This window comes from Kaistia sp. 32K, assembly GCF_016629525.1.
Lineage (GTDB): Bacteria > Pseudomonadota > Alphaproteobacteria > Rhizobiales > Kaistiaceae > Kaistia.
Window position 1 is genome coordinate 5200283 of the sequence record NZ_AP024269.1, and the last position, 24092, is coordinate 5224374.

The 24092-nt window shown below is 64.3% G+C and carries 23 protein-coding genes and 1 tRNA gene; 8 read left to right on the top strand and 16 right to left on the bottom strand.

Annotated elements, in window-relative coordinates; all coding sequences use genetic code 11:
• The 8 genes from dapD to rpmH form a co-directional block, all read right to left on the bottom strand.
• Positions 1-852 carry a 2,3,4,5-tetrahydropyridine-2,6-dicarboxylate N-succinyltransferase gene (dapD, locus tag K32_RS24005; RefSeq protein ID WP_201401889.1) on the bottom strand — a complete coding sequence of 284 codons (852 nt, stop codon included), beginning with the start codon at positions 850-852 and terminating at the stop codon, positions 1-3.
• Positions 853-1108: 256 nt separating this feature from the next.
• Complete coding sequence (locus tag K32_RS24010) at positions 1109-3226, bottom strand: TonB-dependent receptor domain-containing protein (protein WP_201401890.1); 2118 nt, start codon at positions 3224-3226, stop codon at positions 1109-1111.
• Between the two features lie 441 nt (positions 3227-3667).
• Positions 3668-4393 carry a pyrimidine 5'-nucleotidase gene (locus tag K32_RS24015; RefSeq protein ID WP_201401891.1) on the bottom strand — a complete coding sequence of 242 codons (726 nt, stop codon included), beginning with the start codon at positions 4391-4393 and terminating at the stop codon, positions 3668-3670.
• Positions 4393-5295: an acetylglutamate kinase gene (gene argB / locus K32_RS24020; RefSeq protein WP_201401892.1), complete on the bottom strand. Its 903-nt coding sequence runs from the start codon at positions 5293-5295 to the stop codon at positions 4393-4395. The genes K32_RS24015 and argB overlap by 1 nt, the downstream gene beginning before the upstream one ends.
• Positions 5296-5408: 113 nt before the next feature.
• Entirely contained in the window at positions 5409-6050 is a 642-nt protein-coding gene (gene yihA, locus K32_RS24025; protein ID WP_201401893.1) for a ribosome biogenesis GTP-binding protein YihA/YsxC, read from the bottom strand.
• Between the two features lie 21 nt (positions 6051-6071).
• Positions 6072-7910, bottom strand: a complete 1839-nt coding sequence (gene yidC / locus K32_RS24030; RefSeq protein WP_201401894.1) for a membrane protein insertase YidC — start codon at positions 7908-7910, stop codon at positions 6072-6074.
• A complete protein-coding gene (rnpA, locus tag K32_RS24035) occupies positions 7907-8341 on the bottom strand; it encodes a ribonuclease P protein component (protein ID WP_244669732.1) in 435 nt (144 codons plus the stop codon). The genes yidC and rnpA overlap by 4 nt, the downstream gene beginning before the upstream one ends.
• Before the next feature lie 41 nt (positions 8342-8382).
• Complete coding sequence (gene rpmH / locus K32_RS24040; RefSeq protein WP_201401895.1) at positions 8383-8517, bottom strand: 50S ribosomal protein L34; 135 nt, start codon at positions 8515-8517, stop codon at positions 8383-8385.
• A 278-nt stretch (positions 8518-8795) separates the two neighbouring features.
• Here rpmH and K32_RS24045 point away from each other — a divergent pair, with 278 nt between their 5' ends.
• Both K32_RS24045 and K32_RS24050 read left to right on the top strand, forming a co-directional pair.
• The gene (locus tag K32_RS24045) at positions 8796-10316 is read left to right on the top strand and encodes a HAMP domain-containing sensor histidine kinase (RefSeq protein WP_201401896.1); all 1521 of its coding nucleotides are present in this window, start codon (positions 8796-8798) and stop codon (positions 10314-10316) included.
• A gap of 141 nt (positions 10317-10457) precedes the next feature.
• A tRNA-Arg gene (locus K32_RS24050) sits at positions 10458-10534 on the top strand.
• Between the two features lie 156 nt (positions 10535-10690).
• Here K32_RS24050 and K32_RS24055 read toward each other — a convergent pair.
• From K32_RS24055 to K32_RS24090, 8 genes are all read right to left on the bottom strand, one after another.
• A complete protein-coding gene (locus K32_RS24055) occupies positions 10691-11809 on the bottom strand; it encodes an ATP-dependent RecD-like DNA helicase (protein ID WP_201401897.1) in 1119 nt (372 codons plus the stop codon).
• Positions 11810-11870: 61 nt separating this feature from the next.
• Complete coding sequence (locus tag K32_RS24060; RefSeq protein WP_201401898.1) at positions 11871-12758, bottom strand: DUF4406 domain-containing protein; 888 nt, start codon at positions 12756-12758, stop codon at positions 11871-11873.
• An 84-nt stretch (positions 12759-12842) separates the two neighbouring features.
• Positions 12843-13157 (bottom strand): HU family DNA-binding protein, encoded by a 315-nt coding sequence (locus K32_RS24065; protein WP_371813057.1) that lies wholly within the window; start codon positions 13155-13157, stop codon positions 12843-12845.
• A gap of 21 nt (positions 13158-13178) precedes the next feature.
• On the bottom strand, positions 13179-13886 hold the full coding sequence (locus tag K32_RS24070; RefSeq protein ID WP_201401900.1) for a hypothetical protein: 708 nt from the start codon (positions 13884-13886) through the stop codon (positions 13179-13181).
• Between the two features lie 5 nt (positions 13887-13891).
• On the bottom strand, positions 13892-14098 hold the full coding sequence (locus K32_RS24075; protein ID WP_201401901.1) for a DNA-binding protein: 207 nt from the start codon (positions 14096-14098) through the stop codon (positions 13892-13894).
• Between the two features lie 26 nt (positions 14099-14124).
• Positions 14125-15189: a hypothetical protein gene (locus K32_RS24080; RefSeq protein ID WP_201401902.1), complete on the bottom strand. Its 1065-nt coding sequence runs from the start codon at positions 15187-15189 to the stop codon at positions 14125-14127.
• A 42-nt stretch (positions 15190-15231) separates the two neighbouring features.
• Positions 15232-16560, bottom strand: a complete 1329-nt coding sequence (locus tag K32_RS24085; RefSeq protein WP_201401903.1) for an AAA family ATPase — start codon at positions 16558-16560, stop codon at positions 15232-15234.
• A 47-nt stretch (positions 16561-16607) separates the two neighbouring features.
• Entirely contained in the window at positions 16608-17627 is a 1020-nt protein-coding gene (locus tag K32_RS24090) for a PD-(D/E)XK nuclease-like domain-containing protein (RefSeq protein WP_201401904.1), read from the bottom strand.
• Between the two features lie 152 nt (positions 17628-17779).
• Between K32_RS24090 and K32_RS24095 the strand changes: the two genes are divergently transcribed.
• From K32_RS24095 to K32_RS24120, 6 genes are all read left to right on the top strand, one after another.
• Positions 17780-18034 (top strand): hypothetical protein, encoded by a 255-nt coding sequence (locus K32_RS24095; protein WP_201401905.1) that lies wholly within the window; start codon positions 17780-17782, stop codon positions 18032-18034.
• Between the two features lie 49 nt (positions 18035-18083).
• Positions 18084-19796 (top strand): DEAD/DEAH box helicase, encoded by a 1713-nt coding sequence (locus K32_RS24100; RefSeq protein WP_201401906.1) that lies wholly within the window; start codon positions 18084-18086, stop codon positions 19794-19796.
• A gap of 2 nt (positions 19797-19798) precedes the next feature.
• Complete coding sequence (gene ssb / locus K32_RS24105; RefSeq protein ID WP_244669733.1) at positions 19799-20257, top strand: single-stranded DNA-binding protein; 459 nt, start codon at positions 19799-19801, stop codon at positions 20255-20257.
• 29 nt (positions 20258-20286) lie between these two features.
• The gene (locus K32_RS24110) at positions 20287-20565 is read left to right on the top strand and encodes a hypothetical protein (protein ID WP_201401907.1); all 279 of its coding nucleotides are present in this window, start codon (positions 20287-20289) and stop codon (positions 20563-20565) included.
• On the top strand, positions 20555-20995 hold the full coding sequence (locus K32_RS24115; protein WP_201401908.1) for a hypothetical protein: 441 nt from the start codon (positions 20555-20557) through the stop codon (positions 20993-20995). The genes K32_RS24110 and K32_RS24115 overlap by 11 nt, the downstream gene beginning before the upstream one ends.
• A 199-nt stretch (positions 20996-21194) precedes the next feature.
• The gene (locus K32_RS24120) at positions 21195-24071 is read left to right on the top strand and encodes a CHC2 zinc finger domain-containing protein (protein WP_201401909.1); all 2877 of its coding nucleotides are present in this window, start codon (positions 21195-21197) and stop codon (positions 24069-24071) included.
• The last annotated feature ends 21 nt before the right edge of the window (positions 24072-24092 follow it).

Sequence of the window (24092 nt, forward strand, 5' to 3'; positions counted from 1 at the left end):
TTAGTCGCGCAGCAGTTCGTTCACGCTGGTCTTCGAGCGGGTCTTGGCGTCGACCTTCTTGACGATGACGGCGCAATAGAGCGACGGGCCGGGCTGGCCGTTCGGCAGGTTCTTGCCGGGCAGCGAGCCGGAGACGACGACGGAATAGGGCGGCACGCGGCCGATATGGATCTCGCCGGTTTCGCGGTCGACGATTTTGGTCGAGGCGCTGATGAAGACGCCCATCGAGATGACGGAGCCTTCGCCGACGATGACGCCCTCGACGATCTCGGAGCGGGCGCCGATGAAGCAATTATCCTCGATGATGGTCGGGTTTGCCTGCAGCGGCTCCAGCACGCCGCCGATGCCGGCGCCGCCGGAAAGGTGGACGTTCTTGCCGATCTGGGCGCAGGAGCCGACGCTGGCCCAGGTGTCGACCATGGTGCCCGTGTCGACATAGGCGCCGAGATTGACGAAGGATGGCATCAGCACGACGCTCGGCGCGATATAGGCGGAGCGGCGGACGATGGCGCCCGGCACGGCGCGGAAGCCGGCCTTGTTGAACTCGTCGGCGCCCCAGCCCTCGAACTTGGTCGGCACCTTGTCCCACCAGGTCGAGCCGTTCGGCGCGCCGGGGATCGGCGCCATGTCATTCAGGCGGAACGAGAGCAGGACGGCCTTCTTCAGCCAGTCGTTGATGACCCACTCGCCGTCAATCTTCTCGGCGACGCGCGCCTCGCCGCGATCGAGCAGTCCGAGCGTCGTCTCGACCGTCGAGCGCAGGGCGCCCTGCGTTGCCGGGCTGACATTCGCGCGATCCTCGAAGGCGGCTTCGACGGTGGTCCGGAGGGCGGCGAGGTCGTGCGTGGTCATCATCAATCCCTGGAATTTAGACGGCGTCCGGCGGAGGCTAGCCGGCATGGTTCGGCCGGGACGATATCGGGCAATGCCGGGAAGTCAACGCGCAAGGCAGGGAAGGGCCGGTTTTGCAACCGCGGCGATTTCCAATTGCGGGAAACGGTCGTCCCCGGCGGTCGAGAGGAGGATCGGGGGGCGGAAGAATTATGTCCCTGCCGGCAGGGGTGGCCGGCAGGGACGGGCGGCAGGAAAGGGCGGCAGAGAAAGGCGATCAGAACTGCAGCGTGACGCCGCCGACGATGGTGCGGCCGCGACCGGTCATCGCGGTCGAATCGCCGGAGACGGCCGGGCTGTAGGCGACGTCGGTCAGGTTCTCGACGTTGACGAAGGCGGTCGCATGCTCGTTCGCCTTGTAGGAGGCGTAGAGGTCGTAGAGCGTGTAGCCGTCCTTCTCGCCGGTATCGCCGAAGCCGGTCGCAAACTTGCTGCCGCCGACCCGGTTCATCTTGCCGCCGATCGTCAGCGCCCTGTCGAACAGGCGGAAGCCGACATCGACGGTCGAATAGTCCTCCGGCAGGAAAGTGGTGTCGCCATTGCCGATGCCGGCGCCCCAGCCGACCGGCTGGTTGTTGTCGGCGAAGGTCAGGCCGACATTCACATAGGCGAAGCCGGCGTCGTAGCCGCCCTCGATCTCGACGCCGCGCGAATGCGTCGTGCCGGGCACATTGACCCAGATCGCCCGCTCATAGGGATCGTTCGGCAACGACATCAGGTTGTTGACGATGAAATTCTCGATCGCCATGTCGAAATAATTGACCTTCAGGCGAAGCGCGTCCTTGGCGAGCAGCATGTCGTTCTTCAGCACGTTGGCGCCGATTTCCCAGCCCTTGCTGGTCTCCGGCTCGAGATAGAAGTTGGAGTACTGGCCGCCGCCGATGCCGGCGCCGATCGGCACCAGGGCCCAGAGCGCCTCGCGCGCCGATGGCGGCCTGTAGGTGTGGGCGTAAGTGACATAGGGCTGCAGCCAGTCGAACGGCTTGGCCGAGAGCGTGATCTTCGGATTGAGCGAGGAGCCGTCGCGCGAGACGTCGACATTGCCGCCCGTGGGCGGGCAGAAGCCGACATTCGGCGTGCAGGGGCTCAGATGGCCCGCCAGCGTCCAGTGGTCGTAGTTGAGGCCGCCCGTCAGGTCGAACATGCCCCAGTTCACCGTGACGTCGGAGAAGGCGCGCGCCTTCTCCATCTTCCCCGGCGGATTGGCGCCGCGATAGTTGTTGGTAACGTAGTCGTCCGAGGTGTAGGCGGCGCCATAGGTCCAGTTGAGGCCGATGGCGTCGGTGAGGTCGAAGCGGCTGGTGTTGGCGACGTCGAAACCGTATCCGACCGCCTCGCTCTCGCGATAGCGATAGGAGCCGCCGAAGGTCGGGTCGTAGACCATGTCGGTCTTGTTGTAGAAGGCGTTGACCTTGAGGTCGATCCACTTGCTGTCCGGCTGGTAGGCGTAGTTGGCCGTGTAGGTCGCGTTCTTTACGCCCCAGTCATAGCCCGAGACGATGAAGGCGTTGTCGTACCAGCGGCCGCCGAGCTTCAGATCGTGCTCGCCGTTCGGCTGATAGTGGAGCTTGACCAGCCCGGAGGTCGGCGAATTGCTGGCGTCGGGCGTGTTCATGACGCCGTTATCGCCGCGCCGGTAGTTCTCGTGCTCGCTGTAAGCCAGCGCCCCCATCAGGCTCGCCGTGCCGAATTCCGGCAGCGAGGCGCGGGCGCCGCCGGCGATCATGCTGGAGAAGCCGTAGCCGTTGCTGCCGGTCTTGAGCCGGGTCATGACGCCATAGTCCTTGCCGTCGAGGACGACGTCCTCGAAGTCGAGGGTGCGGAAATTGACGGCGCCGGCCAGCGCGCCCATGCCGTTGGCGCCACTGACGGCGCCGCGCTCGACGCCGATGCCGGCCAGGAGGATGGTGTCCATGTAGAGCAGTTCGCCGCCGGACGACGCGTGGCCGGCCGTATTGCGGAAGGTCTGCGGCACGCCGTCGATCATCGTCTTGACGCGGCCATCGGATTCGAAGCCGCGGATGTTGACGGCGATGCCGGGCTGGCTGGACGAGATGCGGGTGAAAGTGCCGGGGATCGAGCGGACGATCGCGTTGGCGTCGCCGCCGAACTTCTCCTGCACGACGCTGCCGTCGACGACGCTGACGCCGCCCGGCGTCATGTAGGGCGCGTCCATCACGGCACCGGCCGTGACGGTGATCGGCTCGAGAATGCCGGAGTTCTCCGCCTCGCGCTTCTTCTTGCGGGCCGCCTCGTCGGTTTCCTCCGTCTGGGCGTCAGCGTTGGCCGTGGGAGCGCTCTGCGCCCGGGCGGTGGCGGTGCCCAGCAAAATCATGGACGACGAAACGATTGCGGTTGAAAGCAGCAGGTGAGCCACGCTCACGGCGCGAGGGTGCAAGATAGCCTCCATCGGTGGAAAGGGGAGACCAGTTGCTGGCTTCTTGCGCAAAAACTCGCTGGCTGCTGGAAGTTCGGCGCCTGCTTAGGGTTGTGGTTGGATTGTTGTCAACGAAGTGTAGAAAATCGGATCTATTACAATTCAAGAATGCTGATCTATATTGTAAGTCTTATTATTACAGATCTTGATTGCGATGCCGCAAGGTCTTGCTGAGAGCTGACGCAGCGTCCGACTGACATTGGTTTGGCGCTGTCGGCTCCAATAGAGCGGCATGGATCGGGCGCGGAGCGCCTCGCGGCGTCCCGCCGCTGAACCGGGTTGGGGTGTGCACAACTGCTCGTCGTGGCAATTCGGCCACGACCGAATGCGGCCGGCGCGCTAGCGCGAGGGCGTGAGTCGGGCGAGGAATCCGCCGAGATCATCGGTCAGATGGTCGATGTGGGGCGCCTTGGCGGTGGTTTCCCATGCCTCGACCGGCACCTGGTCGGTTCCCGCCGGCACGACGAGAACGGTCGCCATGCCGAGCGATTTCGGCACTTCGAGGTTGCGCGGCAGATCCTCGAACATCACCGCCGTCGCCGGATCGATGCCGTTCTGGTCGAGGAAGCGGCGATAGGTGTCCGGATGCGGCTTGGGCACGAAATCGGCGCGGATGATGTCGAAGATGTCGTCGAACGGATTGTCGAAGCCGATGCGGGCCAGAATGCGCTCGGCATGGCGGCGCGAGCCGTTGGTCAGGATGAAGCGGCGTCCGGGCAGCCGCCCGATCGCCGCCACGAGCGCCGGATCGGGCCCGAGCCGTGACGTATCGATGTCGTGGACGAAGTCGAGAAAGGCGTCGGGATCCATGCCGTGCTCGACGATGAGCCCGCGCAGCGTCGTGCCGTGGCGCTGGTAGAAGTTGGCACGCACGACCGTCGCCTCTTCCGCCGAAATCGACAGGAAGCGCTGCAGATAGAGCAGGATGCGCTCGCTGACCTGGTCGAACACCCCCGTATGCTTGGGGTAGAGCGTGTCGTCGAGGTCGAACACCCACGAACGGATGTCGGCGAACCGGTCGGCGACCGGGTCCGCCGAAAGCGCGCCCTGGGGCCGGCCTTCCATCAGCGCTTGATCAGCGTGCCGGCGCCCCGCTCGGTGAAGAGCTCGAGCAGGACGGCATGCGGCGTCTTGCCGTCGAGGATGACGACGCCCTCGACGCCGCGGTCGAGCGCCTCGATGCAGGTCTCGACCTTCGGGATCATGCCGCCGGAGATCGTGCCGTCTGCGATCATGGCGCGCGCCTCGGAGACGGTCAGCTCCTTGATCAACTGCTTGTTGCGGTCGAGCACGCCGGGAACGTCGGTCAGGAACAGCAGGCGGCTGGCGTCGAGCGCGCCGGCGATTGCGCCCGCGAAGGTGTCGGCATTGACGTTGTAGGTCTCGCCGTCCTCGCCGGCGCAGACCGGCGCCAGGACGGGGATGATCTCGGATTTCGCCAGCACTTCCAGCACTTCGGTGCGGACCCGCGTCGGCTCGCCGACGAAGCCGAGGTCGATCACCTTCTCGATGTTCGAATCGGGGTCGATGACGGTGCGCGTCAGCCGCCGCACCGTGACCATGTTGCCGTCCTTGCCGGTTAGGCCGATGGCGCGGCCGCCCGCCTCGGTGATGGTCTGGACGATTTCCTTGTTGATCGAGCCGGCGAGAACCATCTCGACGACCTCGACGGTCGCCTTGTCGGTGATTCGCATGCCGGCCGCCCATTCGGACTTGATGCCGAGGCGGTTCAGCATGGCGTTGATCTGCGGGCCGCCGCCATGCACGACGACGGGATTGATGCCGGCGAGCTTCAGGAGCGTGATGTCCTCGGCGAAGGCCTTGCCGAGCTCTTCCGAGCCCATGGCATTGCCGCCGAATTTCACCACCACCGTTTTCTCGTCATAGCGCAGCATGTAGGGCAGCGCGGTGGCGATCAATCGTGCGGTCAGCACGGGGTCGGTGCTGTCCTCGGGCCGCATATCCATCCTCAAATCTCCGCTCCGCTCAAAGGCAGCGCTCTATAGCGATTCCGCGATGGCGGAACAATGACGGCGATAGGGTCGCCGGGCGTGACCGCCCGGGAAATCAGGCGCGATCGTCAGCCGGCCAGCTGGGCGATCTCGGCGCGCAACAGATCCATGCCTTCGCCGGTTTCCGACGAGGTGGCGATCACGGTCGGATAGGCGGCCGGACGCCGGGCGATGGCCGCTTCCGTCGCCGCCTTGACGCGGGCCAGCTCGCCGGTCTTCAGCTTGTCGACCTTGGTCAGAACGATCTGGTAGGAGACGGCCGTCTGGTCGAGCAGGTCGAGCGTCAGCTTGTCGTTCGCCTTCAGGCCATGGCGCGAATCGATCAGCACGTAGACGCGCCGCAGGCTGACTCGGCCGCGCAGATAGTCCTTGATCAGCCGGTTCCACGCATCGACCAGCTTCTTCGGCGCCTCGGCATAGCCGTAGCCCGGCATGTCGACGATCGACAGGCCGTCGCCGGAGGTGAAGAAATTCAGCTCCTGCGTCCGGCCCGGCGTGTTCGAGGTGCGCGCCAGGCCGATGCGGTTGGTGAGCCCGTTGATCAGCGACGACTTGCCGACATTGGAGCGACCGGAGAACGCGATCTCGGCCGGACCGATCGGCGGCAGGATCTCGATCGACGGGACGCTCATCACGAAGTCCCAGGACTTGGCGAAGAAGAGGCGACCCCGTTCGAGGCGGTCGATCTCTTCCTGATCAATTTCGGGCATGGCTGCGCCTTTTTACGAGCCTCAGCTCTTTGCCTTGGTGGGTTCGGACGGCTTGGCGGCGTCCTTCGGCTTCTTCTTGAAGCTGGACATGATGTTGCCGAGCAGGTTCACATCGACGCCCTGGCGCCGCATGATCACCCACTGCTGGGCGATCGACAGCGTGTTGTTCCAGGCCCAGTAGATCACCAGGCCGGCCGGGAACGTGCCGAGCATGAAGGTGAAGATGACGGGCATCCAGTTGAAGATCACCTGCTGCGCCGGATCGGCCGGGGCCGGGTTCAGGCGCATCTGCACCCACATCGTGACGCCCATGATCAGCGGCCAGATGCCGATCATCAGCATGTGCGGCGGCGTCCAGGGGATCAGGCCGAACAGGTTGAAGAGCGACGTCGGATCGGGCGCCGAGAGGTCCTGGATCCAGCCGAAGAAGGGCGCGTGGCGCATCTCGATGGTGACGAAGATGACCTTGTAGAGCGAGAAGAAGACGGGGATCTGGATCAGCACGGGCCAGCAGCCGGCGAGCGGATTGATCTTTTCCTTCTTGTAGAGCGCCATCAGCTCCTGCTGCTGCTTCACCTTGTCGTCGGCGAAGCGCTCGCGCAGGGCGGCCATTTCGGGCTGCACCTTCTTCATCGCGCTCATCGACTTGTACGACTTGTTGGCGAGCGGGAAGAACACGGCCTTGACGATGACCGTCACGAGCAGGATCGCCACGCCGAAATTGCCGAACAGCTTGAAGAAGAAGTCGAGCAGGTAGAACAGCGGCTTGGTGAAGAAGTAGAACATGCCCCAGTCGATCAGCAGGTCGAACCGGTCGATCTTGAGGTTGTTCTGGTAGTTCTGGATGACGTTGACCTGCTTGGCGCCGGCGAACATCAGCGCTTCCGCGGTGGCGGTGCCGCCGGCGGGGACGGTGATGGCCGTGCTCTTGAAGTCGGTCTGGTAGAGCGGCGTGGCGCCGTCGACGAAGGTGAACGAGGCGTCGAAGGTCTTGCCGGTGCGCGGCACGACGGCGGCGGCCCAGTACTTGTCGGTGATGCCGAGCCAGCCGGTGGTGATGCCCTCGAAGTGCTGCGTGCCGTCCTTGCGCAGCCCCTTATAGGTGAATTCCTGCAGGCCCTTGTCGCCGAGAACGCCGAGCGGTCCTTCATGCAGGATGTAGTAGCCGGCGACATGCGGTTCGCCGAGGCGCGTGACGCGGCCATAGGGCGACAGCGTCACGGCGGCGCCGGTCGCGTTGGCGACGTCGTCCTTGACCGTGAACATGAACTCGCGATCGACCGAGATGGTGCGCGTGAAGGTCAGGCCGGCGCCATTGTCCCAGGTCAGCACGACCGGCGTCTCGACCGTCAGCTTGGCGCCGGCGGGAGCCGTCCACAGCGTGTCCGGGCCGGGCACGGCGGTACCGGCGGGGGCGACCCAGCCGAATTCGCCGAAATAGCCGTCCGGCGCATTGGAGGGCGACAGCAGGATGATGGTCGGGCTGTTCGGATTGACCGTCTCGCGGAAGCCGTCGAGATGCAGGTCGTCGAGCCGGCCGCCCTTCAGGTTGATCGAGCCCGTGACCGAGGGCGTGTCGATGGCGACGCGCGGCGAGGTGAGCAGGGCTTCGGCGCGGGTCAGCAGCGTACCGGGCGCGGCCACGGCCGGCGTACCGGGCGCGCCTGGCGTGGCGGTCGCGCCGGGGGCTGCGGCATTGGCGGCGGCCGAGGCGTCATGACCGGCCTGCTGCTGCTGCTGTTGTGTCAGCGCGGCCTGGTGGGTCTGTTCCAGCTTCGGCCCAGCGACGAAATACTGCCATCCGAAGACCACCGCCACGGACAGGACGACGGCTAGGATCAGATTGCGGTTGTCGGTCATCGTTCACGTCTTTCGGGTGAGGTCGCTTGGCCCGGCGGCCGGGCTTGTTCCTTGCCGCGCTCGTGCGGTCGCGGCGCGGACTTCGGGCGCTTCAGCGCGTCGAAGCCCGAGATAAGGTCTGACACGAGAAGATCGAAGGGCTGCGACAGAGCAGCGCGGCGGCCGATCAGGACATAGTCCGTGCCGGCGACAGCATGCTGGCCCGCGGCGCGGATCGCTTCGCGCAGACGGCGCCGGATCCGGTTGCGCTCGGGCGAGTTGCCCATCTTCTTCGTGACGGTATAGCCGATGCGCGCCACGCAGTCCGGCGCATCGGCGGCCGGATCGCGTTTCTGCAAGACAAAACCGCGCCGGGAGGCGCGAGCCCCTCCGGCGACGGCGAGAAATTCGGCGCGTTTCTTGAGACGATCCATGGTCTTCATCCGATCCATGGGAAGCCTTTCCGGGCGCCGGCCGGCTATCCCTCCGCCAATCAGGCAGTGAGCTTCTTGCGGCCCTGGGCGCGACGGGCTGCGATGACCTTGCGGCCGCCGACAGTCGCCATACGGGAACGGAAGCCGTGGCGGCGGGCGCGAACGAGCTTGCTAGGTTGATAGGTGCGCTTCATGCGTCGTCACCGCGCGGGGCGGCCCCTCGAATTCAATGTTTATCGTTCGGATGAGCGAGCCGTCCCGGCGATAAAATCCTCATGTCCATGGCCGGAACCAAGGCATGACGGGAAGCGTGCTCTCGTGAGCCCGGCTTATACGGACTAGGTCCACCCAAGTCAACGCGAGTCCGCCACGTCGCGCGAACGCCATTGCGCGCCCCGGCCGGCCGTGGTTTGACGCAGCGGGGCGGGTCGGCGCATCATGGCCCCTGTCATCGGCCGTGAGGGAGCGCCGATTGAACGACAGCAATGTGACGAGCCTCAGTGCAAAGCGTGGTCGATCCGGCGTCATCGAGCAAGCCGCCGTGCCGGATGTCGCGCCCGCGCGCCCGGGTCGTCACGCCTTCGGACTTTCGCTCAAGCTCATCCTTCTGACCGCGATCTTCGTCATGGTGAGCGAAGTGGCGGTGTTTGTCCCGTCAATTTCCGGCTACCGCGTCAGCTTCCTGGAGGAGCGCCTCGCCACCGCCGAGGCGGCGAGCGTGCTGCTCGGCTCCTCGGCGTGGAGCGACGTGCCGCGCGGCGTCCAGGACGACCTCCTGGCTTCCGTGGGTGCGACCGCGATCGTGCTTCGGACCGGCGACGTCACCCGGCTGCTCGCGGCGGTCGAGATGCCGCCGACCGTCGACGAGGTCGCCGATCTGCGCCGCACCGACATGTTCGGATCCGCCGCCGCCGCGCTCTCGACGCTGGTCGCCGGCGAGCCAAGGACCTTGCGCGTCATCGGGCCGGTGAAGAACGGCCGAAGCCTCGAGCTGGTCATCAGCGACCGGCCGCTCCGCGCGGCGATGGTGCACTTCGCGACGAACACGATGATCATCTCCGCCTTGATCTCGATCCTGACGGCCTTCTTCATCTACATCAGCCTGCAATACATGCTGATCCGGCCGATGCGGCGCCTGGCCCAGGCCATGGTGCGCTATTCCGAGGATCCGGAGGACAAGGCGCGGATCATCGAGCCGAGCGGCCGCTCGGACGAGATCGGCATCGCCGAGGACAAGCTCGCGGCCATGCAGATGCATCTGACCGAGACGCTGGCGCAGAAGCGCCATCTGGCGGATCTCGGGCTCGCCGTGTCGAAGGTCAACCACGACCTGCGCAACTTGCTCGCCTCCGTCCAGCTCTTTTCCGATCGCATCGCGGCCTTGCCGGATCCGGCGGTGCAGCGCTTCGCGCCGAAGCTGATCGCCACCATCGGTCGCGCCATCGACTATTGCCAGACGACGCTGGCCTATGGGCGCGCCCGCGAGCGCGATCCGCAGCGGCGCCTCATCGCGCTGACGCGCATTGCGCATGATGTCGCAGAGGTGCTTGGCCTCGACCAGCACCCGACCATCCGATTCGAGAGCCGGATCGAGCCGGGCTTCGAGGTCGACGCCGATCCGGACCAGCTGTTCCGGGTGATTCTCAATCTCTGCCGCAACGCCGTGCAGGCGATGGACGGGGAGACCGAGGCCGCCGTCGTGCGCCGGCTGTGGATCGAGGCGATCCGGCAGGGATCGGTGGTCACGATCCGGATCTGCGACACCGGGCCCGGCGTCTCGCCCAAGGCGCGCGAGCACCTTTTCCAGGCGTTTCAGGGCGGCGTTCGCTCGGGCGGAACGGGGCTCGGCCTCGCGATTGCCTCCGAGATTATCCGCGCCCATGGCGGCACCATCCTGTTGGTCGACCATGACGGTCCGGGCGCCGCGTTCGAGATCGCGGTTCCCGACCGGCCGATCGCCTTCGATCTCGCGGCGCGCGCCAGGGTCGGCTAGGCGAAAGAAACGATGTCCACAGGGACCTCGAAATCGACGCTTGCAATCGGAAGAACGAGGCTGTAGCAATCCCCTCGTCGACGGCCTCAGCGGCCGGCGCGGCTCCCCGGGGTGTTGCTCCGAGGCAGTCGAAATCGGCAGGCGCCCGTAGCTCAGCTGGATAGAGCACCAGACTACGAATCTGGGGGTCAGGAGTTCGAATCTCTTCGGGCGCGCCATTTCTTCCTTGCAAAATCCCTTACAGAACAAGGCTTTGCACGACGCAGTGCGGTCTGTCAATCGGGCGCAGCTTGGGCGCTCCCGCAACTTCGGGCGCACATAGGGCGCAAGGAATTGCGGGATGCCCGGTGAAACCGAGGGATTGAGCGGGTGCCCTACACAATCACCGTGATGCGGTCAGCGGCGCGTGTGACGGCCGTGTACAGCCACTTCCTGGCGTCCTCGCGGAACACGGACGACTCGTCGAACACCAGCGGATAGTCGTACTGGCTGCCCTGGCTCTTGTGGCAGGTGATCGCCCAGCCGAATGTGAACTCGTCATTCTTCCGCCGCTCGCGCCAGTCCAGGCCCTGCTCGGTGCCGAAGAAAAACTCCTCTGGCACCACCACGTCGACCGGCACGCTGCCAGGCTCGTCCAGAGATGCCAGAAGCATCTCGAGGCGTCCGTGGCGCTCATGCGAACTGCTGACTTCCCACATGCCGCCGTTGAACAGGCCCTTGGTCTTGTTGTTCCGCAAGCAGATCAACCGCTCGCCGGCCACCGGGTGCCTGGTGTCGAGTCGGCCGGCCAGCCCTTTCAGCTCACGGATGCGCTCGTTGAACGCCTGGCGGGTCTTGTTCATGCCGCAGATCAGCTGGTCGGACTCCAGCACCATTTCGCGCAATGCCTCTTTGCTGATCGCGCTGCGCGCCAGCACCTGGCTCTGGCCGTAGGTGCCGAGCTGCAGGCCGCGCCCTTCGCGGATGTCCATGCTCATGCGGATGATCGGATTGTCGGCCGCCTGCCGGTGCACCTCGGTCAACATGACGTCTGCCTTGGCGTTAATGAAGTAGCCCTCGCCCTTCACCGGCGGCAGCTGCTCAGGATCGCCCAGCACGAGGATGCGCGTGCCGAAGCTGAGCAGGTCGACCGCCAGGTCTTCTCCGACCATCGACACCTCGTCCACGATCAGCAGGCCGGCCATCGACAGCGCGCTGTCGGGGTTCAGCTTGAACTCGGTGTGGCCGGTGAGCTCGTCCTCAATCGGCTTGTAGATCAGGCTGTGGATGGTGCTCGCATCATCGCAGCCCTTCTTGCGGAGCACGAGAGCGGCCTTGCCGGTAAACGTGGCGTACAGGACGTGCCCGGTGACGCAGGCGGCCAGCTCCCTCGCCAGAGTGGTCTTGCCGGTGCCGGCGAACCCGAAGAGGCGAAACACCTGCGGGCCGCTCCGGTCTGCCAGCCACTGACGCACGGCTTTCAGCGCAGCGTCTTGCTGGGGGCTCCAGCTCATAGGATTCCCTAGCGGCGCAGCGCGCCGCTGTTGTCGGTGGGTGGGTTAGGCCTGGGTGGCGTCACAACGCTGGGCGCGTGGCGATCAGCTTCCAGCCGCTGGGGCGCTTGGGCTGGAGGGTTTTAGATAACGCCAGCGTCACCCACTCGTAGCGCACGCCGTGCTTGAAGGCTTCCGCCCAGAAGTAATCGCCTCCAGTGCTGCTCATCAGCACATTCGCCCACTCCGGCGCCTGCTCCCAGGTCAGGCCGTCCGGCAGGTCGCCACCTGCCAGCGCATCGGAAATCTCTGCAGGGGCGACCGCCGTAAGCACCTCGCCCAGGGTGGGCGCAGGCTGGTAGTGTTCTCCGGTCGGGCCGTTCTGGCCGATCACGTCGATGCGGGCTTCGTCAAAGGCGCCACCCATCCGAATGGTGCCGAGACCGCTGCAGCGCATCGTCGGGTCATCTGGGTGCGTCGTGCTCTCTGCTCCCGGCGCATACAGGACATTCATACCAAGCGCCTTGGCAATCGTGATCTCCAGTTGTGCGCCCTTGGACTGCGGCCAGCCTGGCAGCAGATAGATCGCCTCGCACTGCGCCAATTGAGCGATGTCAGCGCGCAGATAGTCGCCCCACTCGGCGCCATCCACGATGCCGTGGTCAGCAGGATTGACCGCATCCCATCCATCTGCTTGCAACGCCTCGGCTGCCGCGTTGAACGCCGGGAAGTTGAGGTCTGGATAGCCCGTCATCGGGCCGGCCACATAGATGCGGTTGGCGCGGGACAACGCGAGAGTGACGCCGCCGGCCTTGATAGCATGCGCGACCAGAGGCCCTGACTCGATCAGCACAGCCGCGATCTTGTGCATGGCCGTCGATGCGTCGCTGTCATCGCTGACCAGCCAATCGCTCGTGATGCGGCAAATGCGCTCGATAGGGTGCGCAGGCACCACTGTGATTTTTTCCACCTTCCTTCCCCTTCCTGGCTGCGCCAGGTCATAGAAAAGGCGAGGCCAAACGGCCCCGCCTTTGATTGTGCCGGCCTGAGCCGATCAGTTCAGGCTGTCTTTCAGCGCTTTCGAGACGACGAACTTCACCGCGGTGCGAGCCGGGATCTGGACGGGATCGCCGGTGAGCGGATTGCGGCCCTGGCGCGCGGCCTTTTCCACCGGCTTCAGCTTGCCGATACCGAACAGGGTCACTTCGTTGGCGTCGCGCAGGGTGCTGGCCACCAGTTCGGCCTGGGCCTCGATGACGTGGGTGACGTGGGTCTTGGGCAGGCCAGTTTGCTCGGCAATGGCACTGATCAGTTGAGCTTTGTTCATGCGTTCTCCTATGCGGCACCGCCGCGATATTGGCTTGTGGATGTTACGGTGTTGCGCTTTGGGTCACGGCATATCGGGCCAGTGACGATTTCCTTTTGAAGCGTTGGCCGATCTAGTCAGCAACTGTAAGTTCCCTTCCCAGTGCAGCCCGCACACCAGTCTTGAAGTGAGAGGAACTACATGATCTACCTCAAATTCAATTCCAGTCAACTGGCTAAGAGCTTTTGCTTGACCATATAATTCGCGTATCACTACTTGATTTGCCCACTCGGGCGTCGCGTTTATCAGGCTGGAGCGCCGATTCGCTTTGTAGAGGCGGAATAGGTCAAGGTTCTCGAGTTGGAATTTCTTCGCCATCGCCCTGATTTTATCAGGATTCTTCAGCCGATATTCGCGTGATCTCGCATTGTAGCGAGAGGGATCGCTGGCGTAACGAGCGCGCCTTCTCGCCTTTGTGTGTTCACTGGTTGCTCTAAATCGTTCCTTTTCGCGATTTAGAGCACGATACTTCCGGCCCCTTTCCCTTTCAGACTCAAGGTGATTGGCATATCTCGCTCTGCTTCTGGCTCGCACTAATTCTAAATTTTTAGCAACGTACTCTGCCTGTTGTGCATCAATTTTTTCTTTATTCTCAAGGTATCTTAGGCGCGCCATGGCCGACAAGCATGGCTTGCACTTCGACGTAACGCCATACAAGCCCGCCTTCTGTTTGTGGTAATCAGAGGTAGGCTTTGTGATGTTGCATAATGTGCAAGTCTTCGTGTCGGCCATAGTCTTTATCGTCTGTACTGGCTGGTTCCTTCAACCGTCCTGTTGTTTTCCCACTCGATAACGTCGGTGATCCTGTAAAGCACGCCGCCACCAACCTTGAGGTATCGTGGCCCCGACTGGCTGCTTCTCCAGTTTGCTAGGGTGCGAACGGTGATCCGTCCGTCCCATCGCGCCGACAATTCGGTCGGGGTCAGGAATTTCTTGTCTTGCATGGCCATCCTTGGCGCTGGTGTTTCCCTTAGAAGACGTCGCCGGCTTCAGCCTGCTCTTCAGGCTGGGCACCACCTTCAGGCGCGGCGGCATTCTGCTCTTCCACGGGGCTGCTGTTTTTTTCAGGCTCCTTGCTCTCAGGCGCCTTTTCCTGCTCGGCCGGTTTCTCCGGCTCGGCGCGCTGGCGGCTCTGGCGCGGCTGGCGCTGAGCGGCAGCCGCGGCCCCGGCCTTCGCCTCGCTGGCCAGGTCTTCAGCGGCGGACTTGCCGGTGCTCTGCGGCTCCTCGGCGCCGAAGAACTCGCTGGCAGGGGTGCCGTCCTTGAGGGCGTTGAATACGCCGGTCAGGTCGGCCAGCTCGTCCAGCAGGATCTCGTCGAGCTTGTGGCCCAGGTAGCGCTCCAGATGCTCGGTGGTGACACCGTAGGTGGCGAAGGCCTGGGTCATCTTGCGGGCGCGAACCGACAGCGGCTCCTGATTGTTGCCGGCCAGGGTCTTCTTGCACTCTTCGATCGCCGCCTCGACCATCCACTTCGGCATCATCGCCAGAATGCGGCCGCGAGACTGCTTGCTGGCGACGTTGGCGATTTTGTTGTCGATGTCCTTCTGGTCGCGCAGCTTGCGCGGGCCTTCCTTCGTGTCCAGCACGTGCAGCACCGTGATCTGCCGGATGCTGCGGTTGTTGGTCTGCTTGTCCCAGGCATAGACCTCGATTTCAGAGCGACCGAACTCGCGCGGCCCGGGGCCTGCTTCAATGCGCGACAGCTCGCGGTGGCCGAACTCGAAATTGCCGTAGACACGGGCGATCTCTTCGGCCAGGCGAATGCTGGGGCCGGTGACCTTCTGGCCGCCCTGCGGCACAGAGTAGAACGCAACGCCGGCCAGCGCGGGCAGCTTGCAGGCTTCCATCAGCTCGGCGTATGCGCCGTTCAGGTCACGCGGGAACATCTTGGCCAGTTGCATCTGGCCCTTGGCTTCTGCGACGGCGCGCTCCACCTCGATTGCTACGGCGCCAGCATTGACGCCGGCAGGCAGCCCGGCGCGCTGCGCGAATGCCGGCAGGTTCTGACCTGCCTGGATCAGTTCTTGACTCATTACTGTCTCCTGAATGGATTGTTCGGCAATTATACTCAAATTTTACAGTTGAGTATCGGTTTTTACTTGAAATTCTTGATCCGACACGCGGCTGACGAAGAGCTGCAGGTCGTGGCCGATGCAGCGCTCGCGGAAGGCCTCGAAGGCGTCTTTGTCCAGCAGCTCCAGGCCGTCCACGCAGACCACGCCGAGCTCGCCGGCGCGCAGGCGGGCGATTTCCACCGCAATGTCAACCTGCTGCGCAGTGTTTAAACGGTCAAACTGCACGCCATCGCGGTAGATTTCGCCATCGCGCACCTCGAGCCCCGGGATCGGCAGAGCGTCCAGCAGCTCCGACTTGTACTTGTCGATGTCGGCCAGGGCCTTGGTCTGCTTGCCGGCGTCATCCTCCAGCACCTCAAGCTCCTTCTCCATCGTGTTGATGGTCTCCAGCGTCTGGCTGCGCTTCGCGTGCAGTTCGCGGTTGCTGCGGATCGACTCCAGCGCCTGGTTGAGCGGGGTCACGGTGTCGGTGTGGGTCTGAATGGCCTTTTCGCGCTGCTGGCCGGCCAGGCCCTCGATGCGGCGCTCCTCGGCCTGGATGGCCTCAACGTCCTTCAGCGCCTTGGTCTTGATCTCGTCGATCTGGCGCTGCGTCTCCTCGCGGATCGCGTCGATCTGGCTCTGGTTCTTGGTCTTGATGCCGTCCAGCTTCGTGCGGATGCGCTCCAGCTCGGCGTCCTTCGTCGCCGTAGCAGCGACCACCTGCTGAGCCAGCTCGTCCTCGCTGCCATCCACGCCGCCTGGCGCGTCCGGCATGGCCAGCTCCAGCTGGTTGATGGTCGCTTCCTTCTCCTTGATCGCGCGGTTCGTGCCCGTGCGATCGTCGAAGACCTGCTTGCGAACGGCCTCGATGACTGCCAGGCCGTTGGTGTCGCCGTCAGCGTGCACAGGGATGTTTGCGATCTGTGCCAGCTTCTCGACGTCGACGGCGATAGGCATGGTGTCCAGCAGCACCTGAACGCGGCTCTTCTTCGGCGCGCGCAGGAAGTCGACCGGGTTCACCGACAGCAGGTCGGTCAGCTCCTTGATGATGTTGCCGGGCTGCTTCTGCTTCTGGCCGCCCTGGATGACTTCCACCGGGCTGGACTTCGCCGTGACGCGTTTGCGGATGGTGGTGCCGTCGTCGAGCACCAGCACGATCTCGCCGGCGTCGGCGCCGCGGCGCAGCAGGGTCGCGTCGTGGCCACCCTCCAGAACCGACTTGATCGCTTCCAGCACGCTGGTCTTGCCCTGGCCGTTCTTGCCGCTGATCTCGGTGAAGCGCCCGGGCTCGATCTCGGCTTCGCGGATGCCGAGGATGTTGCTGATCTTGAGGTGGGAGATTTTCATGGGTGTGGGTCTCATTTCCTTTCGTGGTTGGGCCTGGCAGAAGTTCGTCAGGCGTATTCAAAGTCTCGGGTGGCCCAATACGGCAGCTTCACCTGCAGCAGGTCGCCGCCATCGGCGCCGGGCCAGTAGCCCTCCTCGCGGCAGCGAACGATGCGCAGCAGGTCGCGCTGGTACAGCCGCCGGCCGCGCGCCAGTGCCGGGTGGTCAGCTTCCATGTAGTGGACGGCCACGTCGTAGGGCCTGGTCTTCTGCGCTGCGATGAAGGCGAAGCCGCGCGGCGCGGCCGAGCCGTACAGGTCACGCAGGATGTCCAGATACCAGGCCGCCTGAATGTCGTAGCGCCGCCGGGCGATCGTGGCGCCGAAGCCGTCCTCGCTCACGTTGTCCGTAGTCTTCAGGTCGACGATCCAGCCGCCGCTCGCAGTGATCGCATCGGTGCGGCACTTGCGCAGCACGCGGATGGGCGTCACCACGCCGGTGTCGTGGTCGATGATGTTCTGGTCGGTCTCGATGAAGAACGACTGCTCTACCTCGGCCCCTGACAGCAGGCCGGCTGCGAATGGGTGGCGATCGACAGCCCGCAGCATGCTGAGCATGTCCTTGTAGTCCTTAGCCGGGATAATGATTTTCTCGCCCAGCGTCGCGTTGTAGTCCTGCTCGAGGTACATGAGGATCTGGTCTCGCGGGTAGCCTTCCTCTTCGACCAGGCGCCGAGCGAGCTCAGGCTTGCTGCCGCTGGTCATCGCCATGCGCTTGGCCAGCTCCTGCTTCATGTCGTCCACGGTGTTGAGCGCATCCGGGTAGGCGCTCTTGTCGAAGCCGACGGCGTAGGTCTGCTCGAACGTGCCAGGCTCCAGCACCAGCTTGTGCGTGCCGTCGCCGACCGCGAAGCAGTGCTTGAACTCTTCCGGCTCACGGTCGGGATTGATGCGCTTGTCCCAGTAGTTCAGCGGGCTACCGCCAGTCTCCAGGGCTATGTCGTCGAGGTGGCTTTTGCTGATGCCCGGGCCGGAGTGGTACTGCTCGTTCGTCAGCTCAACCAGCCCGTGTAGCTGTTGTTCGCTCACAAGAATTTCCTCGGTTGTGTATTGGATGGGCACAGTCTACGCGCAAAAAAGATTATCGTGCAACTAAAACACCCGCAAAGTCATGGCATTTACTTGAAGTGCATCCGTATGCATGCAGCAAATATGGAAATGACTGCGCAAATACGATAATCTTGCCGGACTATTCCTCAACCGGAGCTTATATGACTACCAAATCCGCCACATTCACTGGCGAATTCCACAGCCGCCTCGACTCGATCATCGAGCGTGGCAAGGCCGCCGGCCTGAACCTGAGCGACATCTGCAAGAAGGCTGGCGTGGCGCGCGCGACGCCGGATCGCTGGAAGGCCAAGGCGCCGAAGACGATTCAAGTCGTCGATCAGCTCGAAGCGGCCGTGGCGAAGGCAGAACGCGAAGCCTCCAAGTAACCGACAACCACAGTGGGGCGGCGACCTATAGAGAAAGCGCCGCTTTGATATGGCATTTACACTGCGTGACTACCAAGAGTCCGCCGTCGAAGACGTGCGCCTTGCATTCAGGGCAGGCAGCCGGGCGGTGTTGCTGGTGCTCTCCACCGGTGCCGGGAAGACCGTGATTTTCAGCTATATCGCGCGCAGCGCCGCAGAGCTCGGCAACCGGGTTCTGATCCTGGCCCACCGCGACCAGCTGATCAAACAAGCCAGCAACAAGCTGCGCGACTACGACGTGAATCACGGGATCATCATGGCCGGGTTCACGCCGAACCGCGTCGCCAAGGTGCAGGTCGCATCCGTGCAGACCCTGGTGCGCCGGCTCGAGAAGCTGGTCGCCCGGATGAAGGAACGCTACGACCGCGCGCTGGAAGAAGCGATGGCGGCAGGCGTCCCCGAGGCCAAGGCCATTCTGCAGGCCAAGACCGCTGCCCGGAAAGAAGGCTACGACCTGATCGTCATCGACGAGGCCCACCTGTCGGCCGCGAAGTCCTACGTCCAGATCGTGCAGGCCTTGATGTTCTACGGCGCCATCGTGCTCGGCGTGACCGGCTCACCGTGCCGGCTGGACGGCAAGCCGCTGGGCCGCGACACCGGCGGCCTGTTCGATTTCATGGTGCAGGGCGTATCCATCGGCAACCTGATCGAACGCGGGTTCCTCGTGCAGCCCCGCGTCTTCGCGCCGGCCGAGCGCCTTGACCTCAGCGGCATCAGAAAGAGCAAAGGCGACTTCGACACCCAGGAACTGGCCGCCGTCGTCGACAAGCCGAAGATCACCGGCAGCGCCGTGGCTCACTACAAGCGCATCTGCCCCAATGCGCCGGCCGTGGCCTGGTGCGTCACTGTCGAGCACGCCCAGCACGTCGCGGACGAGTTCAATGCCGCCGGCATCGCCGCGGTGATGCTCTGCGGCGAGCACGACACGGCGACGCGCGATCGCGCGATGAAGGGCCTGGAGACCGGCGAGATCAAGGTCGTCACCTTCGTCGGCATTCTCGTCGAGGGCGTCGACTGCCCGGCGATCAGCGCGATCATCCTGCTGCGGCCAACCATGTCCCTGTCCAGCTACCTGCAGGTGATTGGTCGCGGCCTGCGGCCGTGGACGAATCCTGCCACCGGCGTGAAGAAAGACTGCTGCTACGTGCTCGACCACGCGGGCCTGACCTTCCGCCACGGCCTGGCCGACGAAGAGCGCGAATGGTCGCTTGAAGGCGAGGTCAAGGTTCCCGGCAAGAAGAAAAAGGATGCCGACCGCGAAGACCTGATTCAGTGCAAGGGGTGTTTCGGCGTGTTCGCGCCGCAGCCGACCTGCCCGCACTGCGGCAAGGTCGTCGAGGCCAAGACCCGAAAGCTGGAGCACGCCGACGGCGAGCTGCAGGAAATCACCCCGGAAATGGCCGAGGCCATGCGCGCCTCCAAGCGCAAAGAAGTCAAGGGCGCCAAGACCCTGGAAGAGCTCAAGCGCATCGGTGCGCAGCGGGGCTACAGCGAGGGCTGGGCGCTGGCGACGTTCAATGCCAGGCAGCGCACGCGGGAGAAGTGGCGCCCGACAAGCCGGCCTCCTGAGCCGACTAAGGATCAACTCAAGGTCATGTCGCTCGAAGAGCTCGAGCGGGTGGCCGCGCAGCAAGGCTGGCCGAAGGAATTCGCCAGCGACTTCTTCCACACCCAGGGCCTGGGTGCGGATCTGTTCAACAACTCAGCCCCTGGAGGGCAATAAGCATGTCGTCTCTCAATCAAGTCAACCTGATCGGCCGCCTCGGCCAAGACCCGGAAGTGAAGTATCTGCCCAACGGCGACGCCGTCTGCAACGTGTCGCTCGCTACTTCGGAGCGCTGGAAGGACAAGCAGTCCGGCGAGCAGAAGGAAAAGACCGAATGGCACCGCGTCGTGCTGTTCGGAAAAGTGGCGGAGATCGCCGGCCAGTACCTGCGCAAGGGCACCCTGGTCTACTTCCAGGGCAAGCTGGAGACGCGCAAGTGGCAGGATCAGAGCGGTGTTGATCGCTACACCACGGAGATCCGCGCGAGCGAGATGAAGATGCTCGGCAGCAAGGACGACGCCGGCGGTCGTGACGGCAACAATGCCGGCCAGCAACAGCGGCCGCAGCAGCAACAGCAGCGCCAGGCGCCCCAGCAACAGCAGGCGCAGGACAGCTACGATCAAGATATTCCGTTCTAATTCCCAGCCATTCACCACGAGATCGACATATGAGCGAGCATACCGGTGGCAGCGTGGACTACTACCAAGTAGACATCACCAGCACCACCACGCCAGGGCGCCAGCCGTACACGGCGGAATGCAACGACATCATCGAAGCGTTGGGCATGAACTTCGCGGAAGGGAATGCCTTCAAGGCGATTTGGCGCCGAGCGGCATCCCGCAGCCTGGGCAAGCACAAGACTGGCAACGACGCCCTGTATGACGCAGAAAAAGTCGAGTTCTTCGGGCATCGCCTGGTTGCGCAGGAGAAAGCCCGTGTCCAGTGAAAACACCGTCCAGCGCCGCATCTGGCTCGCCGTGGGCGCCATCGGCACCACGCTCTTCCGCTTCAACAGCGGCCGGGCGTGGATCTCCAACCTCGGCCCGAAGGGCGTCCAGCGCTTGCAGGACGGCTCGGTGCTGATCAAGGCCGCGCGCTCTATCGCCCTGGGCATGGCGTACCCGAACGGCGAGTCCGTTACCGGCCAGCTCGACCTGGGCGGCTGGACGACGATCGAAGTCACCCCGGAGATGGTCGGCCGCAAGATCGCCGTAGCCACGTTTATGGACGCCAAGCGCAGCAAGGGCGGCAAGACCAGCGATGAGCAGGCGAACATGGTCGCGCAAGTCGACCTGGCCGGCGGCATCGCCGGCATTGCGAACAGTCCAGAGGCGGCGGTGGCCATCGTCGAAGACTGGAAGGCGCGCAACGTCTAAAATTTGATGTATGATACCGGCGGGCGTCTTCATGAGCCCGCTTCTTCACCAAAATTCCCGCCTTCCAGGCTGCGAATCCCGCGCCTGGTGGCGATCATGTTTCGGGCTCAGGCACCGGTTAGCTCCCGGTGCTGAAAGGCGTGTACTGCGCACGCCCGCCCGTTTTTTTCAATGCAGTCCCCCGGCAGAAGGGTAGGGTATGGATGACTGGAAGATTCCAGATTCGGTAGTCGACAGTGCGAAAGCCGATATTCTCGCAACAGTTGAAAAATACGTTGATCTGAAAAAGCACGGCGCCGACGAACACAAGGGCTTGTGCCCGTTCCATTCAGAGGGCACGCCGTCGTTCACTGTCAATGCGGAAAAGCAGTTCTATTACTGCTTCGGCTGCGGCGCCAGCGGCAATGCCATCGACTTCGTGATGCAGTACGAGAACACTGGCTTCCGCCAGGCCGTGCGCAGCATCGTCGGCGACCTGGCACCCAAGGCTGGCGTGGCACCGACCCCCAAGGCTGAGAAGGCCCAGGCCAAGGCCGAGTGGAAGCCCATCGTGCCGGTGCCCGCTGACGTCAAGCAGCGCCCCATGGACACGTTCAACAGGCCCAAGGGCGGCAGCTGGGAAAAGCTGGTCGCCAGCCGTCGCTGGGAGTACCGCGACGGCTCAGGCGCGCTGATCGGCTATATCTGCCGCTTCGAGCTGCCCGGCGGCGGCAAGGACGTGATCCCGCAGACCTACTGCGTCAACGTCGAGACTGGCGAGACTCGCTGGCGCTGGCTGTCGTTCGACAAGCCGCGCCCGCTCTATGGGCTCGACAAGCTGGCCGCGCACCCGGCCGCCCAGGTGGTGCTGGCCGAAGGCGAGAAGGCCGCTGATGCGGCGCAGGAGCGCTACGAGGCAGCCGGCATCCCGCGCAACAAGCTGGTGGTGATCAGTTGGCCAGGCGGCGGCAAGGCCGTGCCGCACGTCGACTGGTCGCCGCTGAGCGGTCGCAACGTCGGCATGTGGCCGGATGCTGACTTGAAGCGCTACGTCGACACGCATCCGAAGGCCGGCGAGCTGATGCCGCTCCTCGAGCAGCCCGGCGTCGTGTGCATGCTCGACATCGCTGACCGCATCGCTGGCACCGCATCTTCGATCAAGATCATCACCCCGCCTGCCGGCGTGCCGGACGGCTGGGATCTGGCCGACGACCTACCGGACGGTTTCAATCTGCTGGCCCACACCCGGGCCAATGCCCTGGCGGTGGCTGATTTCCGCGAGCTGCACGCTGTCGTCGAAGTTGAAGCGCCGCCGGTGGCCGAGGCCGAGCCGCTGCCTTGGGAGGATGTTGGGGATGCCGAGGACGCAGCGCTGGCCGCCGGCATCGTGCCTGCTGCTGCGCCACCTGCTCGCCAGGCGCCGCCGGCAGATGGTGATGACGACGAAGACCTGATCCGCAACGGCTACTTCACGATCCTCGGCTATGACCGCGGCGACTACTTCTTCTTCCAGCACGAAAAGCGCCAGGTGCTGAGCTACCGCAAGGGCGACTTCAGCGATGCCGGCCTGATGGAGCTGGCGCCGATCAACTGGTGGGAAGAGCAGTTTCCCAACAAGGAAGGCGTCAACAAGAAAGCCGCGATCAACTGGGTCTTCCGCACCGCGAACAGCCGGGGCATCTACGATCCGAACCGCGTGCGCGGGCGCGGCGCCTGGACGGACAAGGGGCGCGCTGTGTTTCACCACGGCGGCTACCTGACCGTCGACGGCGTGCAGACCGACATCACGCGCATCCAGTCGGCGTTCGTCTACCAGGTGGAGCGCAGCATGCCGACGCCAGCGGCGCAGCCCATGACAGACGAGGAAGGTACCTGGCTGGTCAGCGTGGCCGAGCGCATCCGCTGGAGCATGCCCGGCAGTGCCGCGCTGTTCTCTGGCTTCGTCATGCTGGCGCCGGTCTGCGGCGCGCTGCCATGGCGCCCGCACGTCTGGATCACAGGCGGCGCCGGTACCGGCAAGTCGACCATCCAGAACAAGTACATGGGCTCCCTGCTGCGCGGCATCAGCGTCTACGCCACGGGTGACAGCACCGAGCCTGGCATTCGCCAGTACCTGCAGGCAGATGCCCTGCCGGTGCTGATCGACGAGGCCGAGAGCAACACCGAGCGCGACAAGCAGCGCATGGAAAACGTCATCGGCATGATCCGCAAGACCTCGACCGACAGCCAGGCCATGACCCTCAAGGGCACGGTATCCGGCGACGGCCAGAGCTTCCACATTCGATCGATGTTCTGCCTGGCGTCGATCAACGTGAATATGTCCGGCGGCAAGGCCGACGTCGATCGCCTCACCAAGCTGGTCATGCGGCCGCCGGTGGATGGCAATACCGACCATTGGGACGAACTGTCGCTCGACCTGAACAAAATCGACGAGGACGACGAGATCGCCAGCCGGCTGCTAGCCCGGGCGCTCGGCATGATGCCGGTCATCCTCAAGAGCGTCGAAGTGTTCCGGCGCGCCGCCGCACGGCACTTCGGCACCCAGCGCCAGGGCGACCAGTTCGGCACCCTGCTGGCCGGGTCGTGGTGCCTGCAGAAGAGCTATGTGCCCAGCGATGCCGAGGCCATGGTGCTGATCCGCGGCTATCGCTGGGACGAGCACGTTGAGGACAACGATCAGGACGACGCAAGCCGGGCAATCGAGGCCCTGCTGGGCGCCAAGCTGCGCGTCAAGTCCAGCAGCGGCGCCGACGAGCACACTGTCTACGAGCTGATCCGCGAGTGCTCGCCGATGCACCGGCACAACCTGATCGAGCCCAAGACGGCTGACGACACCCTGCGCCGCCACGGCATCCGGGTTGAGCTGGCTACCAACGAGCTCTGGTTCGGTACCGGCGTCAGCAACCTGGTCAAGCTGGTGAAGGACATGCCGTTCGTCACCGACCTGCGCGGCCAGCTGCTGCGGGTCAAGGGCGCCAAGCGGGTGAACGGCAGCAAGAAGTTCAACGGCGCCGACAGCAAGGTCGTGAGCATCCCTGTCGAGCCGATCCTGGGCGAAGAGAAGGAGCAGGGAGAGACGGATGAGCTGCCGATCTAGCGGCAGCCAGGCAGCAAAAAG

Excerpts from the sequence above, each read along its gene's own strand:
- rnpA (WP_244669732.1), bottom strand. The coding sequence starts at position 8,341 with ATGGATCGGATGAAGACCATGGATCGTCTCAAGAAACGCGCCGAATTT.
- K32_RS24100 (WP_201401906.1), top strand. The coding sequence starts at position 18,084 with ATGGCATTTACACTGCGTGACTACCAAGAGTCCGCCGTCGAAGACGTG.
- K32_RS24110 (WP_201401907.1), top strand. The coding sequence starts at position 20,287 with ATGAGCGAGCATACCGGTGGCAGCGTGGACTACTACCAAGTAGACATC.
- yidC (WP_201401894.1), bottom strand. The coding sequence starts at position 7,910 with ATGACCGACAACCGCAATCTGATCCTAGCCGTCGTCCTGTCCGTGGCG.
- K32_RS24075 (WP_201401901.1), bottom strand. The coding sequence starts at position 14,098 with ATGCAAGACAAGAAATTCCTGACCCCGACCGAATTGTCGGCGCGATGG.
- rpmH (WP_201401895.1), bottom strand. The coding sequence starts at position 8,517 with ATGAAGCGCACCTATCAACCTAGCAAGCTCGTTCGCGCCCGCCGCCAC.
- K32_RS24010 (WP_201401890.1), bottom strand. The coding sequence starts at position 3,226 with ATGATTTTGCTGGGCACCGCCACCGCCCGGGCGCAGAGCGCTCCCACG.
- K32_RS24120 (WP_201401909.1), top strand. The coding sequence starts at position 21,195 with ATGGATGACTGGAAGATTCCAGATTCGGTAGTCGACAGTGCGAAAGCC.
- K32_RS24055 (WP_201401897.1), bottom strand. The coding sequence starts at position 11,809 with ATGAGCTGGAGCCCCCAGCAAGACGCTGCGCTGAAAGCCGTGCGTCAG.
- K32_RS24080 (WP_201401902.1), bottom strand. The coding sequence starts at position 15,189 with ATGAGTCAAGAACTGATCCAGGCAGGTCAGAACCTGCCGGCATTCGCG.
- K32_RS24070 (WP_201401900.1), bottom strand. The coding sequence starts at position 13,886 with ATGGCCGACACGAAGACTTGCACATTATGCAACATCACAAAGCCTACC.
- yihA (WP_201401893.1), bottom strand. The coding sequence starts at position 6,050 with ATGCCCGAAATTGATCAGGAAGAGATCGACCGCCTCGAACGGGGTCGC.
- K32_RS24085 (WP_201401903.1), bottom strand. The coding sequence starts at position 16,560 with ATGAAAATCTCCCACCTCAAGATCAGCAACATCCTCGGCATCCGCGAA.
- dapD (WP_201401889.1), bottom strand. The coding sequence starts at position 852 with ATGACCACGCACGACCTCGCCGCCCTCCGGACCACCGTCGAAGCCGCC.
- argB (WP_201401892.1), bottom strand. The coding sequence starts at position 5,295 with ATGGATATGCGGCCCGAGGACAGCACCGACCCCGTGCTGACCGCACGA.
- K32_RS24015 (WP_201401891.1), bottom strand. The coding sequence starts at position 4,393 with ATGGAAGGCCGGCCCCAGGGCGCGCTTTCGGCGGACCCGGTCGCCGAC.
- ssb (WP_244669733.1), top strand. The coding sequence starts at position 19,799 with ATGTCGTCTCTCAATCAAGTCAACCTGATCGGCCGCCTCGGCCAAGAC.